At 55.7% G+C, this 15328-nt stretch carries 14 protein-coding genes; 7 read left to right on the forward strand and 7 right to left on the reverse strand.

Annotated features, from left to right (window positions below; all coding sequences use genetic code 11):
- Position 1 precedes the first annotated feature (1 nt).
- Both ACHPFG_RS21140 and ACHPFG_RS21145 read left to right on the forward strand, forming a co-directional pair.
- Positions 2-310 (forward strand): hypothetical protein, encoded by a 309-nt coding sequence (locus tag ACHPFG_RS21140; RefSeq protein ID WP_103408627.1) that lies wholly within the window; start codon positions 2-4, stop codon positions 308-310.
- Positions 311-320: 10 nt separating this feature from the next.
- Positions 321-1862, forward strand: coding sequence for a conjugal transfer protein TraG N-terminal domain-containing protein (locus ACHPFG_RS21145; RefSeq protein WP_103408626.1), 1542 nt, complete (start codon positions 321-323; stop codon positions 1860-1862).
- Here ACHPFG_RS21145 and ACHPFG_RS21150 read toward each other — a convergent pair.
- Complete coding sequence (locus ACHPFG_RS21150; protein WP_103408625.1) at positions 1851-2249, reverse strand: DUF3742 family protein; 399 nt, start codon at positions 2247-2249, stop codon at positions 1851-1853. The genes ACHPFG_RS21145 and ACHPFG_RS21150 overlap by 12 nt on opposite strands.
- Before the next feature lie 455 nt (positions 2250-2704).
- On the opposite strand from ACHPFG_RS21150, the gene ACHPFG_RS21155 reads away from it, so the two are divergent.
- Positions 2705-3043: a hypothetical protein gene (locus ACHPFG_RS21155; RefSeq protein ID WP_103408624.1), complete on the forward strand. Its 339-nt coding sequence runs from the start codon at positions 2705-2707 to the stop codon at positions 3041-3043.
- 126 nt (positions 3044-3169) lie between these two features.
- Positions 3170-4132, forward strand: coding sequence for an ArdC family protein (locus ACHPFG_RS21160; protein ID WP_103408623.1), 963 nt, complete (start codon positions 3170-3172; stop codon positions 4130-4132).
- Between the two features lie 136 nt (positions 4133-4268).
- On the opposite strand, the gene ACHPFG_RS21165 is transcribed toward ACHPFG_RS21160, so the two are convergent.
- Complete coding sequence (locus tag ACHPFG_RS21165; RefSeq protein ID WP_044269227.1) at positions 4269-4466, reverse strand: hypothetical protein; 198 nt, start codon at positions 4464-4466, stop codon at positions 4269-4271.
- Positions 4467-4689: 223 nt separating this feature from the next.
- On the opposite strand from ACHPFG_RS21165, the gene mobH reads away from it, so the two are divergent.
- From mobH to ACHPFG_RS21180, 3 genes are all read left to right on the forward strand, one after another.
- Complete coding sequence (gene mobH, locus ACHPFG_RS21170; RefSeq protein WP_103408622.1) at positions 4690-6414, forward strand: MobH family relaxase; 1725 nt, start codon at positions 4690-4692, stop codon at positions 6412-6414.
- A 624-nt stretch (positions 6415-7038) separates the two neighbouring features.
- Positions 7039-7179 (forward strand): hypothetical protein, encoded by a 141-nt coding sequence (locus ACHPFG_RS21175; RefSeq protein WP_159439177.1) that lies wholly within the window; start codon positions 7039-7041, stop codon positions 7177-7179.
- Positions 7180-7274: 95 nt separating this feature from the next.
- Positions 7275-7814, forward strand: a complete 540-nt coding sequence (locus tag ACHPFG_RS21180; protein WP_259191900.1) for a hypothetical protein — start codon at positions 7275-7277, stop codon at positions 7812-7814.
- A gap of 91 nt (positions 7815-7905) precedes the next feature.
- Here the strand turns inward: ACHPFG_RS21180 and ACHPFG_RS21185 are convergent, their stop codons facing one another.
- From ACHPFG_RS21185 to ACHPFG_RS21205, 5 genes are all read right to left on the reverse strand, one after another.
- Positions 7906-9090 (reverse strand): UvrD-helicase domain-containing protein, encoded by a 1185-nt coding sequence (locus ACHPFG_RS21185; RefSeq protein ID WP_090454279.1) that lies wholly within the window; start codon positions 9088-9090, stop codon positions 7906-7908.
- A complete protein-coding gene (locus ACHPFG_RS21190) occupies positions 9083-10741 on the reverse strand; it encodes an ATP-dependent nuclease (RefSeq protein WP_103408620.1) in 1659 nt (552 codons plus the stop codon). The genes ACHPFG_RS21185 and ACHPFG_RS21190 overlap by 8 nt, the downstream gene beginning before the upstream one ends.
- A gap of 986 nt (positions 10742-11727) precedes the next feature.
- Complete coding sequence (locus tag ACHPFG_RS21195; RefSeq protein ID WP_103408618.1) at positions 11728-12207, reverse strand: Mov34/MPN/PAD-1 family protein; 480 nt, start codon at positions 12205-12207, stop codon at positions 11728-11730.
- Positions 12195-13826 carry a ThiF family adenylyltransferase gene (locus tag ACHPFG_RS21200; RefSeq protein WP_103408617.1) on the reverse strand — a complete coding sequence of 544 codons (1632 nt, stop codon included), beginning with the start codon at positions 13824-13826 and terminating at the stop codon, positions 12195-12197. The genes ACHPFG_RS21195 and ACHPFG_RS21200 overlap by 13 nt, the downstream gene beginning before the upstream one ends.
- Positions 13827-13832: 6 nt before the next feature.
- A complete protein-coding gene (locus ACHPFG_RS21205) occupies positions 13833-15011 on the reverse strand; it encodes a CBASS cGAMP synthase (protein WP_090454269.1) in 1179 nt (392 codons plus the stop codon).
- Between the last annotated feature and the right edge of the window lie 317 nt (positions 15012-15328).

The raw sequence follows: 15328 nt of genomic DNA on the forward strand, positions 1-15328 counted from the left end.
CATGAAACGCTCACCGCTATTCACTTTGCTTGCGACTTCGGGGATTGCCGCGGTGATGATCCTGACCGCCGCACTGGTCGCCTGGATCGGCCGCGCTGCGCTGGGTAGTTTCGAGGCCTGGCAGCAGGCATTCGAATCCGTACGACCCTATCTGCGGTGGTGGCGTGCCCTGCTCTACGGCGCCCTCTTTGCGCTCTGGTGGGATCTGCTTCAGCGCTACCGACATCGACCCCAGGATCGACTGCGCGTGAAACGCATCGGGACAATAGGGCTCGTGCTCTTTACCTGCGTCGAACTCACCCGACTGTGAGGTCACCACCATGCTCCTGAGCACCAACAGCTACCTGGAATTTTACCTCTCCCTACTGGCCTGGATCATCAACAATGGACTCTGGAGCGTCCTGTCCGACACCGGGCTATTTGCCGCGCCCTTCGGCGCGATCATCCTCCAGGAATGGCTGTCGGCCCGTCAGCAAGGCGCGGATGAAGGCAACAAGGGATTGCTCTCGGTGCCGCGGATCGAGAACCGGTTGTGGCTGGCCTACATCGTCGTGTTGTTTGGCTGCGCGCCGGTCTTTCCGTTGAGCCTCTCGTCAATGACGTTCGATGATGTGGCGAGCCAGCGCTGCGGCGTGAGTGTGGCCCAACCGACGGAAACCGCCTGGGGGACGACCTTCAATACTATCGGCGAACGCTCCGCCAACGTGCCGATCTGGTGGTTTCTGGTGCATGCCTTGAGCAAAGGGGTAACCGCCGCAGCCACCGCCTCCATTCCCTGCACACCGGATATCCGGCAGATGCGCATGGAGATCGACAGTTCGCGCATCGACAGTCAGGTCCTGCTGCAGGAAGTCGCCGATTTCACTCGCGATTGTTATGGCTATTCTCGCTCCCGCCTGTTCACCAACCGTCCGCAGCTGGACAAGGCACAAAGTCACGACGCAGCGTGGATCGGTTCAAGCTATTTTCTCGACACGCCCGGCTACTACGACACGGATCGTTCACGCACTCCGCGAGTCAGCTGGCCGTATGACGACAACCGCGATGTTTCCTTACCGCGGCTGGAGAATGGCGCGGGCTACCCCACCTGCAAGCAGTGGTGGAGTGATAGCGGTGTTGGCTTGCGCGAGCGCTTGATCCGGCAGGTCGATCCTTCGCTGCTGAATCAGCTAAAAGGTTGGTTGACGGTGCGATCGAGCAGCGAGATCGAAGATGCCACCCTGCGTGAGCTGGTAAGCCCGCGCCAGCAATCGATGTCCATGTCGCCCGGACAGGTGTACCAAGACTACGGCTCCAGCGCTCGTGGCGGTTCGATCAATCAGGGGCTCAATAACCTGGCCACCAATACCGGGCTGGCCCTCGGTTCCTTCAGCAACTTCCCGGCAATGAATGCACTACGCGCAGCCTTGCCGATGGTACAAGCGTTCCTGATCATGGGCATCATCATCAGCTTGCCGCTGATTCTGTTGGTCAGTACCTACCAGTTGAAGACCGTCATGACGGTGACGTTCGCGCTCTTCACCTTACACATGCTGAGCTTCTGGTGGGAGTTAGCACGCTGGGTCGACTCCAGCATGCTCGATACCCTGTACAACCAAGTTTCGGCTTCCAATCAAGTGCTGTTATCGCTGCCCACATCCGGGTTTATGGATGGGACGGTCACCGCGCAGGTAATTGAGTATGTGATGGGGGCGATGTTCATCGTGCTGCCGATGCTGTTTCTAGGGGCCATGAGCTGGGCAGGATATTCAGTCGGCAACGGGATTCAAGGCATGTTGGCGAACGGTAGCAAAGCCGCAAGTGATTCAGCGAGCAAAGGTACGGAACAAATATTGGGTGCTGCTAAGCGCTCAATTAGATGACTTGCTGTCGCCTATATAATGCCCATTGTCGTCGAAGTCACCGATGTAGAGATCAGCACCTAGGTAGTCTGGCCCTGGATTTTTCTCTTCGTGATCGGCACCAATAAAAGCCCTGAGCCATAGCAAAGTGATGACTGACAGCATCATCACAATGAAAGTAACCATCCAAGCACTGACAAAGAGCAATCCTCCGATCAATGCCAGTTTGGCAATCAGAAAGCTCCCGCGAACGAGTAAATTACCTGCAGGTATACCTGCCGTCACCGCTCGCTCAGCCGCGCGGGACTCAAACGCTTTCAACTTACGATGGCCACGCTTCACCGACATGCCACAGGTATATGCCCAGCGGTGGGCACGGGAAACCTGAACAGGGTTCGGAGTTGGCATGGTCTCGCCCTCTTCTGAGCGTTTTCATGGTTGAGGCAGGAGTAACAGCCTACTACTGAAAACTGACCGTGCCTGACCGTTTATCCGTTTGTCCAGCCGAAAAATCTTCACTGGAAGACAGAAGACAAACCTCGTGACACAGCTTCTCTACAATGATTGACCCATATAAATCGTCCGGCTAAATACAAGGTACGGATCGCTGTTATCGACAGCACCCTCCCAGGTAGCCAGAGCCTTCAAGGCTACGTCACTTCGGTGATGGTTCTCCCCAAGTGCGATTAGCGTTCGGTGGCTCGCACGGTGACCGTTTCTACGGTGATGAACGCCTACTGCTCTCCTGAGCACCTTCCGAGCTCTGCTCGTGAGATAAGCCCTCTTGATTTTCTTCAACCCACTGCGGGGAAATCTTTCCCCGCACAGGGCAGGTTTCTTCGCGTTTTCAACGGAGGCATACCATGCCCGACTCACTGACACCGGAAACGCTGAACACCCTTCGATTGCCCATCGTGTTCACCCCTGGCGCGTGGCAACGCGCAGTACTGCTCGAGCAATCCGATCACGCTGAGAAGTTGCAGGTCGATCGGTTGAGCCACGTATTGCGCGCAGCCTTCGAGGCTCACTTGGCCGATCCACACGGGCCCTACGTGCTGTTCGAGGTAGTCCACATTCAACCAACAGATGACTCAGACCACGACCCGTTGCTGCAACTGAGTCTCAGCCTACTCCAGGAACCGGGCCAGCCTGGTGCCTTGCTGATAGCGCTTGCAGGAGAGGCCAACGCTAAACACAGATAACCGTACTCGGCTCTCAAATCTACATTCGGATAGCATGCAAGACCTGCATCAATCCACCCTTCACCCAATCGGGGAACCCTCCCCGACGGGCAAGGCGTTCCTCCGTTTTCTCTCGAGGAAAATGCCATGCGCGATATCTACCAAGACGTGACTGACAAGATCGTTACCGCGTTGAACCAAGGCGTTGCCCCCTGGATCAAACCCTGGTCCTCAAGTGGCTCAGCTGACGTCGTTCACCATCAACCCTTCCCCATTAACGCCATCACGCGTCGTCCCTACTCGGGGATCAACTTACCGTTGCTCTGGGCCGAAGCTAGGTTGCAGGGGTTCACTCAAGATCGTTGGCTGACCTTCAACCAAGCCAAAAAGGCCGGCGGGCACATCCGTAAGGGTGAGCACAGCACCCTGGCAGTCCTCTACAAGCCGATGGAGCGCGAGGAACAGACCGAGTCAGGCCAACCCGTACTCGATGAAAACGGTCAGCCCAAGGTCGCTCACTTTGGCATTCTCATGACGCATTTTCTGTTCAACATCGAGCAAACGGAGGGGCTCGAAGCGCTCAATGAAACTTTGCTCGAGACGGAACCGAGTGACCCCTTCCAGGCCAACAGCGCTGCGGAACGTCTGCTGTTAAGTTCAGGTGCACACATCGTTCATCGATCTGCCGACGAAGCCTTTTACCACCCGATCAGGGATCTCATCCAACTGCCAACAAAAGCGCAATTTCACGATGAGGGTGGGTACTACGCTACCGCACTTCACGAGCTGACGCACTGGACTGGGCATCACGCTCGGTTGCAGCGCGAGGGGGTGGTTTCATCCTGCCCGTTCGGCTCACCAGGTTACGCGTTTGAGGAGTTGATCGCTGAAATGGGCGCGGCGTTTTTATGCGCCTACACCGGTATACAGGGAGAGCTGAGGCACGAGGGCTACATCGATTCCTGGCTCAGCCTGCTCAAGGCTGACAAACGTGCGATCTTCCGCGCCAGCGGTCACGCCCGAAGCGCGTCGGAGTATGTGCTCAACCTGGAGCAGGAACTGAAGCAAGCCGCCGTGGATGACTCGCTGTGCATGAACGATGGCGCTTGATCGTTACCTCACCACTGCAAACGCTTCACAGGGCCCAACGCGAGTTGAGCCCTTTTTCTGCTCCCTGAAAACAGACGACATCACGCCGCGGGCCCCTCACGCAAAGAATAACAGAGGGGCGCACACCCGCAGCAAGTCATTCCGTATCCAGGTTCTGCGCCAGAAAATCCACCAGATCGAGCGGGCTCCGACTGTCGATCACCTTGTAGATCAGATCGCGTTTGCTGCGCGGTAACTTCTTGACCACGCTCTTCGCGGAGGCCCTCACGGCTTCGTCGGTCCCATGGATACGTGCCGCGAGCAGCAGCACGAGCGTGGCATCAGTGAGGTTCATGGCAAGTCCCAAAAAATATGCACCGCAGTGTACCGACTCTTTTCTTTTTCGTACCAGCCCCCCAACAAAACGAAGCCTAGCAGTATCGGTATTCCGATTGCCGCACAAAGGGACACGAGCCAAAAGGACGGGAAAGGGTTGGAAGGGAATGGGGAATCAAGGGTAAGAGCGCTATCCGAAACGGCTAAAAGGCCACTGACTCAGCCACTTCCCGGAGGTCACGATGCTCAACCTGTTTCGCCGCAAAAGGCAGAAGCCCCCTCCGCCACCGACCGTCAACGTTGCCGAAGGTTACCTGCCCATCGAGTCGGCTCACAGCTTGTTAGCCGCAGAGCACCGCCGCCAACTGATCGATCGCATCTGGCAGTACACCGCCCTCTCCCACGCCCAATTCACCCAACTCTATTTAAATCCGATCCATCGCTACGCCGAACAAGTCCAGCAACTCCCGGCCAGCGAGACGCACCACCATGCGTATCTCGGCGGCATGCTCGACCATGGCCTGGAGCTGGTCGCTTGCAGTTTGAAACTGCGTCAGTCGTATCTGCTTCCCACCGGCGCCGCGCCCGAAGACCAAGCCGCCCAGACCGATGCCTGGTCGGCTGGCATCGCCTATGGCGCGCTGCTGCATGACAGTGGCAAGATCGCCGTGGACCTGCAGGTCGAGCGTCAGGATGGCCGTCTTTGGCATCCTTGGCAGGGTCCCCTGGATCAGCCCTACCGTTTTCGCTATGTCAAGGGTCGCGACTATCACCTGCACGGCGCCGCTGCAGGTTTGCTTTACACCCAGATTCTCGACCGTCCGATCCTCGATTGGCTCAGTGGATTTCCGTCGCTGTGGGCCAGTCTGCTGTACGTCCTGGCAGGTCAGTACGAACGTGCTGGCGTGCTCGGTGAGTTGGTGATTCAGGCCGACCGCGTCTCCACCGCGCAGAACATCGGTGGCAACCCGAGCAAGGCGTTACAAGCACCCATTCACTCGCTGCAACATCACTTGATCAGCGGACTGCGTCATCTGGTTCAACACGAGTTGAAACTCAACCAACCAGGTGCCGCGGGTTGGTTGACTCAAGACGCCCTCTGGCTGGTCAGCAAGACCGTCACCGACAAGCTGCGAGCCTATCTACTGTCGCAATCAATTGAGGGCATTCCCTCCTCCAACATCGCGGTGTTCGACGAACTCCAGTCGCATGGGTTGGTCGAGTCCACCCCGGCAGGCAAAGCCATCTGGACCGCTCTTGTCGCACAGGGGAACTGGCAGCAAACCTTTACTTTTCTGCGCATTCAACCGGCTTTAATTTGGGGGAGCGAAGACCGCCCCGAGGCTTTCAGCGGAACGGTGAGCATGGCAGTCGATAATCACTCGACTGACGCTCCGGTATCACCGCCAGCACCCAAAGCTGTCAATACAAGATCAACTCAAAGCCCATCGCAGCCAGATCCCATTGCGATGGAGGATGCCGACTACCTAGGAACGCTGCTCGACATGTTCGAGCTGGAAGAGCCTGAGTTCAGCGACGCATCGTCAGCAAGCACTCTCGAAATCTCAATTCCCTCGTCGGATAACCCTGGTCAGGTTTTCCTGAATTGGGTCAGGGAAAGCATTCAAAGTCATAAGCTGATCATCAACGACAGCAAGGCCAAGGTTCACACTGTGGACGGCACTGTGTTTCTGGTAACACCTGGCCTCTTCCAACGCTACGCTCAGGAATTTCCTGATATCTCACAGGGTGCCGAGCACGAAGGTGAAGAATGGCGCTGGGTGCAGAAGCAGTTCGAGAAACTGAAGTTCCACAGGAAGCGAGGCAACGGTCTAAACATCTGGATTTGCCAAGTACAAGGCCCGAGGAAGAAAACCACCTTGAAGGGGTATTTGATTGAGGATCCGAAGCTATTATTTGAATTGATACCACCCGATAATCCGTTTCTTAAAATCGAAACAAATTAAATTTTCGAAGTGGCCCATATGTCGAAGATTGAGAGGCTACCAAGCGGTTCGACGATGCTGTGGAAAGCCGACTTTGACCTTTTGAAGGCTCCGAACAACTACTTTGGGGTGATAGCTGCGCTTGACGGCAGGCACCTACTTGCCAAAAGCCGACTGTAGATAGGTATCCGCTGATGCCCTACGCTTGTCGATGCCGCAAGGCGCTTCGAGAGATGGGAATCGTCGATGAGTTGCCAGGCCCGTTTGACAAGGGTGCTCTGGTACATCTGCCCGCCTGCCGGCGCACCTCTGAAGAAAAAATTGAAGCGGTGCTACGCTGCAGGACGAATGGCATGACTCAGAAAAGAAACGTTGGATATCTTGGGCATACCGACATCGACGGTGGATAGAATCTGGAAGCAGCAATCCTGATCGGCGATCCAGAATTTATCCTGAAATACCTGATTTCGGCCTGTCGGATGATGGTTGAGCCGATCTCTCATTGCCCCCTTGAAATGGCGAATTACGCTCATATGCTCATGATTAATATCAATATGTTTATAGATCCTCAGTATAGGCGTTTCTAGATAGAGCGTTTGGTAGCTGGTACAAAGCTTCAACGTTGAAGGAGTTGAGGTAAGTACCATGATTGAGTTAGCTCGCGAGATTGCTGGTATGGAACCTGGCAAAGTTATCGCTTTACTGGCATTTGCAGCTTTTGCTTTGGCCTGGAAAGCGTTGTCTGTCCTGGAAGCCCACTCCAAGAAGAAGGAGAAGGACAAATGAGGCCCTGGTCGCGGATGCCCGCCTGGTGGTCGAAGGAGATCTCAGACTTGCGCGGAGGAGCAGCGTCCGGACGCTCCCAGGCACTCCTACGTGTCATGCTCGCACTGGCGACAATGACCCCTAACGGCAAGTCGTACAGCGTGACCTCTTCGGTCAGCGTCTTGATGGACAGAACCGGCCTGAGCAGACCGATGGTGCGAGTAGCCATTGCTGATGCAACCCAGCGCGGCTGGATACGCCATACACCAGGCGGAGGCACGCAAAAATCCGAGTACACGTTGGTGTGCCCGCACTTTGAGGCTGAGGAAGACGGCTATTACTACAAAATCCCAAATGTAGAGGTCGTGAGCCTGATCCCGAAAATTTCGCACCGCGGCGAGAAAGCCCTGGCAGCGCTGAAGATCTACCTGATCCTGCTCATCGTCAGACCCAACCATTCACGGGTATCACTCATCAACGTGGAGAACCTGCGCGACCGGGCTGCAGTGCAGTGGCACTCGATGCGCGATGCACTTTCGATCCTCGCCACTCATGGCCTGATCATCGTCGACAAAGCGCCCGGCGACGAAGGACTCCAGGTGAAGAACCAGTACATCATGCGCGGAAAGCTCGTGCGAGAAAGTATGCCAGCTTGAGCTCAAGTAGCCCGTGACTTCTGGTGTAGGTGTGGTGCGAGTTGCTCTGGCCCCCTGCCGCCGGCTCAATAGCGGATCCAATTAGCGCGCCTTACATCTCAATTGCTGCAGCGAGCGCGCCAGCGCCATCCCACACGGGGTAAGGGAGCCCTTTCACCTTCTTGTCCTCGACGAGGAAGGCCAGGCTATAGCGCGCGCGGGTGATCGCGACGTATAGCTTGTTTCGCGACTCCTCCGTTTTATCCTTGTCGAACACCTTGGCATTCCCGCCAACGAACTTCAGATGTTTATCTGGCGGGATCACGAGCACTCGATCAAAGCCTAAGCCTTTGCAGGAACCGAACGTGTAACAGATAAGGTTGCCCGGGAGATATCCAGCGCCGGTAGTTGACGACCAGCGCAGTACTTGGGGCTGAAAGGCTGCTAGGTAATCGCTCACCTGAGACTGCTTCACGATGAAGGTGCCATGGTGGTGCGATATCTCGTCTGGCACTTTCTCGACGCCCGATACTGTTTTGTCATACAGCCCCGGGTGGATCGTGTCGGAGAGGTCGCAGATTTCCTGGACGCACCTGCGATTCTTCGGCATCGAATGCTTTTCGAACTTCATTTTCCCGACGAAGTAATCGACCTTCTGCTGAGGCGTCTGCGGAGCCTTATGGCCGAACGTCGTGGTGTAGATTGTCTGTCGAAAGTCGCCCACACAACAGATCGAGTCGACCATGACCTTGTTGAGTGATTTGATCACGTCGTAGTCCCAACCGACCAAATCCTGTACTTCATCAAAAAAGACCCTTTGATAAATTTCCTTTAACCGCTTGGCCGGGGCATTTTTGGATAGCTTCGCAATGAGGGCCGCAAGCTTTGCCAACAATCCTGAGTACGCCTTGGTTTTGCAGGACGTCAGGTAATGCAGCGGATTAATCGTGCCGTCTTCTGATTTTTCAGCTCTGCCATCAATGTAGTAGGTTGTACCTGGTATCAAGTGAGGGTTGTTCTCTGTGAACGAGATGGTCGTGATCCGATCTGGAAATACCTCGCTCTGATAGGGACGTACCATATCTTCCAGGTAAAAAGAGAACAGCCCCTTGACGACGAAGTGCTCACAGCTGGCACCGTACAGTTCGACAAAACGAGCGCGCAGCTCTGCCTGATTATTGGTCGTGTAGGTGACTACAAGCACCCGCCCACCACCCTTGATGACCTCAATGGCGTCAGTAATGATCTTGTGCGTTTTCCCTGACCCGGCGCCAGCAACCCAGAGTTCGTTAGGCAAAATCGAGCACCTCGTCCAGGAAGACTGGGTACTTGAAGTCCAGGGCGCCATCGAACAGTTTGACCGCCGAATCGACCTTTCGAGCGCCTTTACCGTTGCCCTTTACGCTTTTGAACCAACGGATCAGATTCTCCCTTCGATCCTCCAGAGTGACCTCTGTATTGTAAATATTGAAGGTTTCCGTCGACAAGACTTCCTTCGCGAAAGCGTCAAGGGTCTTGATGTCAATTGCGTTGGCATAAATCATCGCAGGCTCAAGCGAAAATTCGGCGTTGTTCATCGACGAGAACAGCTGGATGTTAGGGAACGCCGCGTATTCCAGACGTCCTTGCACAACGTTACCGTTATAGTCGCCATCATTATCCCTGAGCACATGGATCTTGGTGCCGATCTCCTTGCCCACCTCGATGAACGTCTTGAACCCCACACCGCGCACCACGATGATATCGATCCCGTCCTGCTCAGGCAGTCGGTTATGTTTTCGCTGGTAGATTTTCTTGAGCACCAGTTCATCCGACGGCCCCTCGACCAGGATGACCTTGCCCGACAGTGCCACCCGCAAGGTGTCGTAGCCAGGGAGACGCTTGAGGGTCTTTACCACTTTGGGGTCTAGCGTGTGCAGCCTTTTGTACCCTGACTGCACAAGGCAAATCTTGTCGATACTCAGCTTGTTCAACACATACGAGCTGTGGGTGGTCAGGAACAGCTGCTTGTCGCCCCGCTGGGTTTCGATGTAGTGCACCAGCTTGTTCAGATTGGTGTGAGACAGATGGTTTTCGGGCTCCTCCATCATCACCAGATCGATGTCGTGGGATTTGTTCTGAATGGCCAGTTTGATCTGCACATTGCTCTGTTCACCCTTGCCTATGAAGTGAAACGGCACATCATCGACCTCAAGCTGCAGGCCGGTCTGTATGGAACCTGCTGGTAACGTACTTGCTGCAATGGTGAGCTTGCTATCAGTGATGAGGTGATCCGAATCAAGGCTGGCGTTAACCGTCTTGACCTCCCCGGAGTTGTTAAACACCTGCAGGTTTTCACGATAATTGAGGGTCAGCTTGACGAGCTCTTCCTTCGCCAACGCGGTGTTGAGGATGCTCGATATGTACTGGTTCTTCCCCATGGTGGGGTGGATGCGTGTGGGGTCGATGTACAGCGCCTTGAACTTCTTGGCTATCGGCTTTATCGGGTTCCAGCCGAAATCGAGCCATTCCACCTTATAGAACTCGATCGGAATGCTGGTGATGTTCGGCTTGGTCAGCAGGTGGCTCTCGTACACAGCCTCCAGCGACGGGTCGAAACAGGCTTGTACCACGACGCCCTGGGCGTCAGCCTTGAGGCTGTTGTTCGAGCCTCGGTACTCAGGCACACCGTCAATGTAGGCCTCAATGATCAGACTGGGCAGGTGCTTGGAGCTCAAGTCGGAGGCGAGAAACCGAGTGACTGCGTCTTGATTGAAAAGATCAGGGGAGAATTCGCCGTTGAAGGGCCGTCCGCGATGGTTGTAATTGAGCACAATTTCCATTGCTTCCAGGATTGTGCTTTTACCGGCATTGTTGTCGCCGACGAAAATATTGACGTCGTCGTTGAACTCTAGAAGTTCGTCGCGGAATTTTTTGAAGTTGATCAGCTTGATCGATTTAACGTGCACTCTAAATCCCTCTAGACATCGTCGTGATGGCGCATCGCCACGGCGATTGAACGGTACCTTGGGTAGCGCCGGCTGTCCATATGACGAATGGCAACGAATACTAACCTACGGAGAAGGTTGGCCCGAGTGCAAAGACCATAATCTCATCCCCTATTCAGAAGCTGCCTTAGTTGCATCGCCACCTTGCTTTTTTTCCATATATTGAACCAGACCTCATTGGTCTGCCCTGCCCCTAAGCTTTGAACGTATCCTCCGCCGCTGCGCCACCGCGCGGATGCGAAAGAGGCAGAAGAGGTCGCGCTCGATGAGGAAGAAAACGACTTCCGGGCGATCAACGGCCTTATTGACGCCATCAGGGGCTCCGGCTTCCTGCCTGCGCCTCTTTCACGTACCAATGGGGTGCCCGATGGCACCACCGTGGTATCGACCTACCTCGACGAGATACGCACCACAAGCACGGCAAAATTTCTTCCTATCATCACTCAGACACGCGTCGGCGAAAAGCACTTGGAAGTCTCCTGAGTGGATGCTCAGTATGGAAATGCTCCACGGTGGTTCGAGTACCGTGAGGGCCTGTGCAGGATCCAGACAACCGCGAAATTGCTGACGAAAGACGAGGCGCAGCAACGGGTCACACAAGTGCTACTCGCGCCCACGGCGGTAGCCGACACGCCGCTGATGATCTACATGCATTCGGGCCTGAAGAAGATCTATCCCGTCTCACTGAAGGGCCAGGCAATTGACTCCCCAACCGTCCAAAGAAGGCCTAGGCCATCCGCGCGCCAAAGAACCTCTTACGAGAGGTGAGCTGATCTTAATTTGCAACCTTCAGGCACGAAGGTAGCGGACGCGACATGAAGTAAGTGGAGATGTAGGCTGCACTTCCCGCACACTTGGTTACTCCATGAGTACACTGACCTTCGAGTCCGCATCACCGCTTCCGACATGGACTACTCAGGTGATGGGTATCGCGTTCAGTTACACAGCTACTGCCCGCTGAAGGGGTACAAGCGGTGCCTCGCTCCATCCGACAGCATGTACTCCACGCGTAAGTCCTGCCGCCCAACAATCGCTGCCAACATAGGCCTCCCATCTCTCCGAGAGGCCGCAAGCTTCTGCCACTCGCTGATATCCAGGCCAGATGGCGTCGGATGATCTTCAGGGTGCGTGTGCCACTCCCCGACATACCTGACCAGCCCGTTGCTATCTCGCCACCGGCGTTCGGCGATGCCTTGATGGCCATCGAGCAAGCGCTCGAAAAAGTACTTCAGCCGACGATCCTTTGGCGTGGGTACCGTGGCCTCTAGGATCTCCAGGTGGATACCACGAACATAACCAAGCAGAATGCCGCCCGCCTCTGCGTCGTTCTCGCCTTGGATGTACCGCTCGAAGACTTCGATCACCTGTGGAGCGAAATACACAAGCCGTTCGCTGGCTGGATCTTTCCAGGCGTTTATGAACCGCATGCGGGGCACCCTGGTCGTGGAAGGATCGTGACATCCCCCGTGGCAGGATCATGCGCCCGGCTGATGACGCGAGTGGATAAGGGAGCCCACAACGTGGCCCCTACCCAAGCCAAAGCAGCATCCAGGCCTAACGCTGCTGCCTGAACAGACACCGATGCAGGGTACGCCACGTACTGTCCCTCACAGCCTCCTCCAGCGAGGATCGGACGCACACCTCCGGCTACTGAAAGGAACCGCTGCTCGGCTTCGTAATCGCATAAGCAGCGGTAACAGCCCTCAGACCGATGCTGCTTGAGAAGCGCCCGCACTGCCTCACCAGAACCTTCAATCCAGACATGAAGGAGCGGAGTCTGCCATCCGCCATTCGGCAGACTACCATTCGCTTGTTGACCAGCCAGCCAGTTCCCGAGGCCCTGCTCACCGGTCGCATCGATGATCAGGTCGAACCCTGCAAGGTTGACCGAAAAGGCGTCCTCCGGGAGGGCCCTGACGTTTGCTGAGGGCATCCCGATTTTCAACTCTGTGACTAACCCTTGCGCCTTGTTCAGTTCTAACCGATTGGCGCCGAGTCGGTGACGTCCGATATTCCCAGGAGCAAGCTTCTGATTGTCGATCAGTTGCAACTCACCACCGCCCGTGCCGGCACCCGCCTTAACCAGCAAGTCCGCAAGGTAGCCGCCAATGGTTCCGCAGCCAACCAACGCAATCTTCTTGCCTGCGAGCGTTTTCTGCCCGGGAATGTTGCGCCCTACAATATATCGATCGTCCATCCTGACCATCTGCATCAACTCAATAGGCGCTTCGAAGATAGGAGTACCTTGATCCGCCTTGGATGTGCGTTTGTATTTCTGAAGATCTGTCACGAGAAACCCATACTGGATCGTAGGTGCGTCAATAACTACGACAATGGCTTGCTTGTCAGCACGGTAGGCCTTGATGATTCGGGCCAGGATCTTCCGGCGACATGGAGGATCCAGTTTCGATTGCCAGTCTAGAAGTTCACCGACAGTCTTTGGCGGCCAGGCACCAATCAAAGGACGAGGAGGAACCTTCGTCGTGATTTTTGCCGTGACTCCAAGGAGCGCCTCGACGCGACCTGCTCGGTAAGCAAACTTTGATTCTGCGCGTGCCAGATCATCGGTGAAAACGAGCCCCTGCCCTTTACCCAGACTCAGCGCCGCGACTTCGCCAGATTCAGGCCTCTCGATGTCGGTGTAGCAGTAGTCACCACGCCAGAACGCGAAGAACTCCTCCTCCAGATCATCCACCCGCTCTTTGGCCATGATCTGATCGAGAACGACCGCCGCCCGCTTCAGGGCAGCGATCGTTTGGCTGATAGGTCTGTACATGTCAAACACGACTGTCCCCTCCGCTAGATAGCAAAGAAAACCATCCGGCCCAACATGCGGCGCAAAAGGAAGCAGAAGCTCCGACAACGGTTGCTGGAGAATGATCGTCGGGAACGAACGAAGCTCGCGGTCAATGAATACGTCGCACGGCACCAAACCAAAGCGCGTCTCCAGCGCGCCTTCCACTGCCAGGTAGCCCGAAACGTCCTGGGATTTCTTACGACGGAATCCCAGGGGCTTAATTGATTGCAGCAGTTGAGGGATCATCATTGACTATCAACCCGACTTCGAACGTTTCAGCATTTCCAGTTCGCCGGGCTCCGGATCAACAGCCGCCATCGCCGCTGGCAGCGCTGCCACAGGCTTGTCATCAATCAGATCCGGCCGGTTCGGGAAACGATCACCCAACATCTCCCGCATCCAGCGACAAGCTGACACCTTTGCCTCAGAGCTCGCGTTGATCGCAGCATCAAGGTACTTCTCGAACGTTTCAAACTTCTCCGCCGCCGCTTGGAGCTCATCCTCGGACATCGCGGCCGTGAGGTAAACCTTGGAATCAATCGGGCTTAGAACGCCATCTCGCAGGGCCTTTGGGATGCCCCTCACTACGTTGAGCAGTGCCTGGTCATCGCGCTTGCTCTCGAGTTCGAAGAGTGGGCAGGCGGCCGCCATCAGCAGAATTGAGCTAGGCCCTTTATCATCCCAGTGCTGATCACGGAATCCCTTAATGTAGCGGATCACCCGGCGCAACTGTTCGCCCTTGTCCTGCACCTCCAACTCGAACCACTCCTTCATTGCCAGAGGGTCGGACTTGATCCAGCCACGATCACACGCGAGCAAGATCTTGTCGGACGGGAGCTTCTTCCAGCTCTGGGTGGCGGCAGTGGCATTGATACCGTCCATGACTGGAACGCCACGCGCTTCCATACCCGCCTTCAAGAGCATGTACTGCACATCAGGGATCGCATAGAGCGGCAGGTCGATATGTGCGTAAGTCGAGATCACGACCCGCATGCAGTTGGGTTTGCGCTCCAGCGACCAACCGTTGACGTCGCACAACGGCTTCAGCACCTCGCGCACCGCATCAAAGAAGTCATCAATCGCCAGGTGGGGCTTTTCCTCCTCCTTCATGATGCTCAGCGGTAGGTACACCCCGTCGTCAACATCAGACTGTTGCGGCGGAGTCTGGCACGGGCGATTCAGCGTCTTGTACGCCCAGGAGCCTTGGATGTAAAACTTCGGCTCACACGTCTCACCTTCGTAACCTTGGTCCCGCAAGGCTTGGGGTAGGCCATCACGTAGTGCTTGGCGAATGTCCTTCCGCGCCGCGTCGATCTTCTGCTTCTCGTCGGTCGTGAGATCCAGGGACTTCAGAAATGTCGGGTGATCGGCGACGGTTCCGTCGCCATCGGGACGGTCTTTGGTGGTGTACAGCAAGGGGCTCAGGTTGGGCATGAAACATCTCCAGTCGATGGCTAGTGAGCACCGTGCCTGTCTTCATGCTAACCCTCGCGATGGGAACCCTTTCCCAAGAACCAACCTCTTCCGTGCTGCCACAAACCGGCAATGGATTCGTAGCCAAATAGCGCGCAACTGTAGCGAAGCGGACACAAGCTGGATCCAATACTGCCAGACACCTACATCTTGTGCAATACATGGGGCAACATAGGCAAAAAACACCACATATTGTGTAATCGCCACTTGTTGGCTGTACTAGGTTGTGGCTGAGACCCTGAGAGCAATGCGCTGGGAGCAGCACCTTGATTATGACG

Source organism: Pseudomonas sp. BR20 (assembly GCF_050780135.1).
Classification (GTDB): Bacteria; Pseudomonadota; Gammaproteobacteria; order Pseudomonadales; family Pseudomonadaceae; genus Aquipseudomonas.

Bases quoted from the DNA above. Each gene is read 5' to 3' on its own strand.
- ACHPFG_RS21195 (WP_103408618.1), bottom strand. From the start codon at position 12,207: ATGCGGTTCATAAACGCCTGGAAAGATCCAGCCAGCGAACGGCTTGTG.
- ACHPFG_RS21140 (WP_103408627.1), top strand. From the start codon at position 2: ATGAAACGCTCACCGCTATTCACTTTGCTTGCGACTTCGGGGATTGCC.
- ACHPFG_RS21200 (WP_103408617.1), bottom strand. From the start codon at position 13,826: ATGATGATCCCTCAACTGCTGCAATCAATTAAGCCCCTGGGATTCCGT.
- ACHPFG_RS21175 (WP_159439177.1), top strand. From the start codon at position 7,039: ATGATTGAGTTAGCTCGCGAGATTGCTGGTATGGAACCTGGCAAAGTT.
- ACHPFG_RS21160 (WP_103408623.1), top strand. From the start codon at position 3,170: ATGCGCGATATCTACCAAGACGTGACTGACAAGATCGTTACCGCGTTG.
- ACHPFG_RS21150 (WP_103408625.1), bottom strand. From the start codon at position 2,249: ATGCCAACTCCGAACCCTGTTCAGGTTTCCCGTGCCCACCGCTGGGCA.
- mobH (WP_103408622.1), top strand. From the start codon at position 4,690: ATGCTCAACCTGTTTCGCCGCAAAAGGCAGAAGCCCCCTCCGCCACCG.
- ACHPFG_RS21145 (WP_103408626.1), top strand. From the start codon at position 321: ATGCTCCTGAGCACCAACAGCTACCTGGAATTTTACCTCTCCCTACTG.
- ACHPFG_RS21155 (WP_103408624.1), top strand. From the start codon at position 2,705: ATGCCCGACTCACTGACACCGGAAACGCTGAACACCCTTCGATTGCCC.
- ACHPFG_RS21205 (WP_090454269.1), bottom strand. From the start codon at position 15,011: ATGCCCAACCTGAGCCCCTTGCTGTACACCACCAAAGACCGTCCCGAT.
- ACHPFG_RS21180 (WP_259191900.1), top strand. From the start codon at position 7,275: ATGCTCGCACTGGCGACAATGACCCCTAACGGCAAGTCGTACAGCGTG.
- ACHPFG_RS21165 (WP_044269227.1), bottom strand. From the start codon at position 4,466: ATGAACCTCACTGATGCCACGCTCGTGCTGCTGCTCGCGGCACGTATC.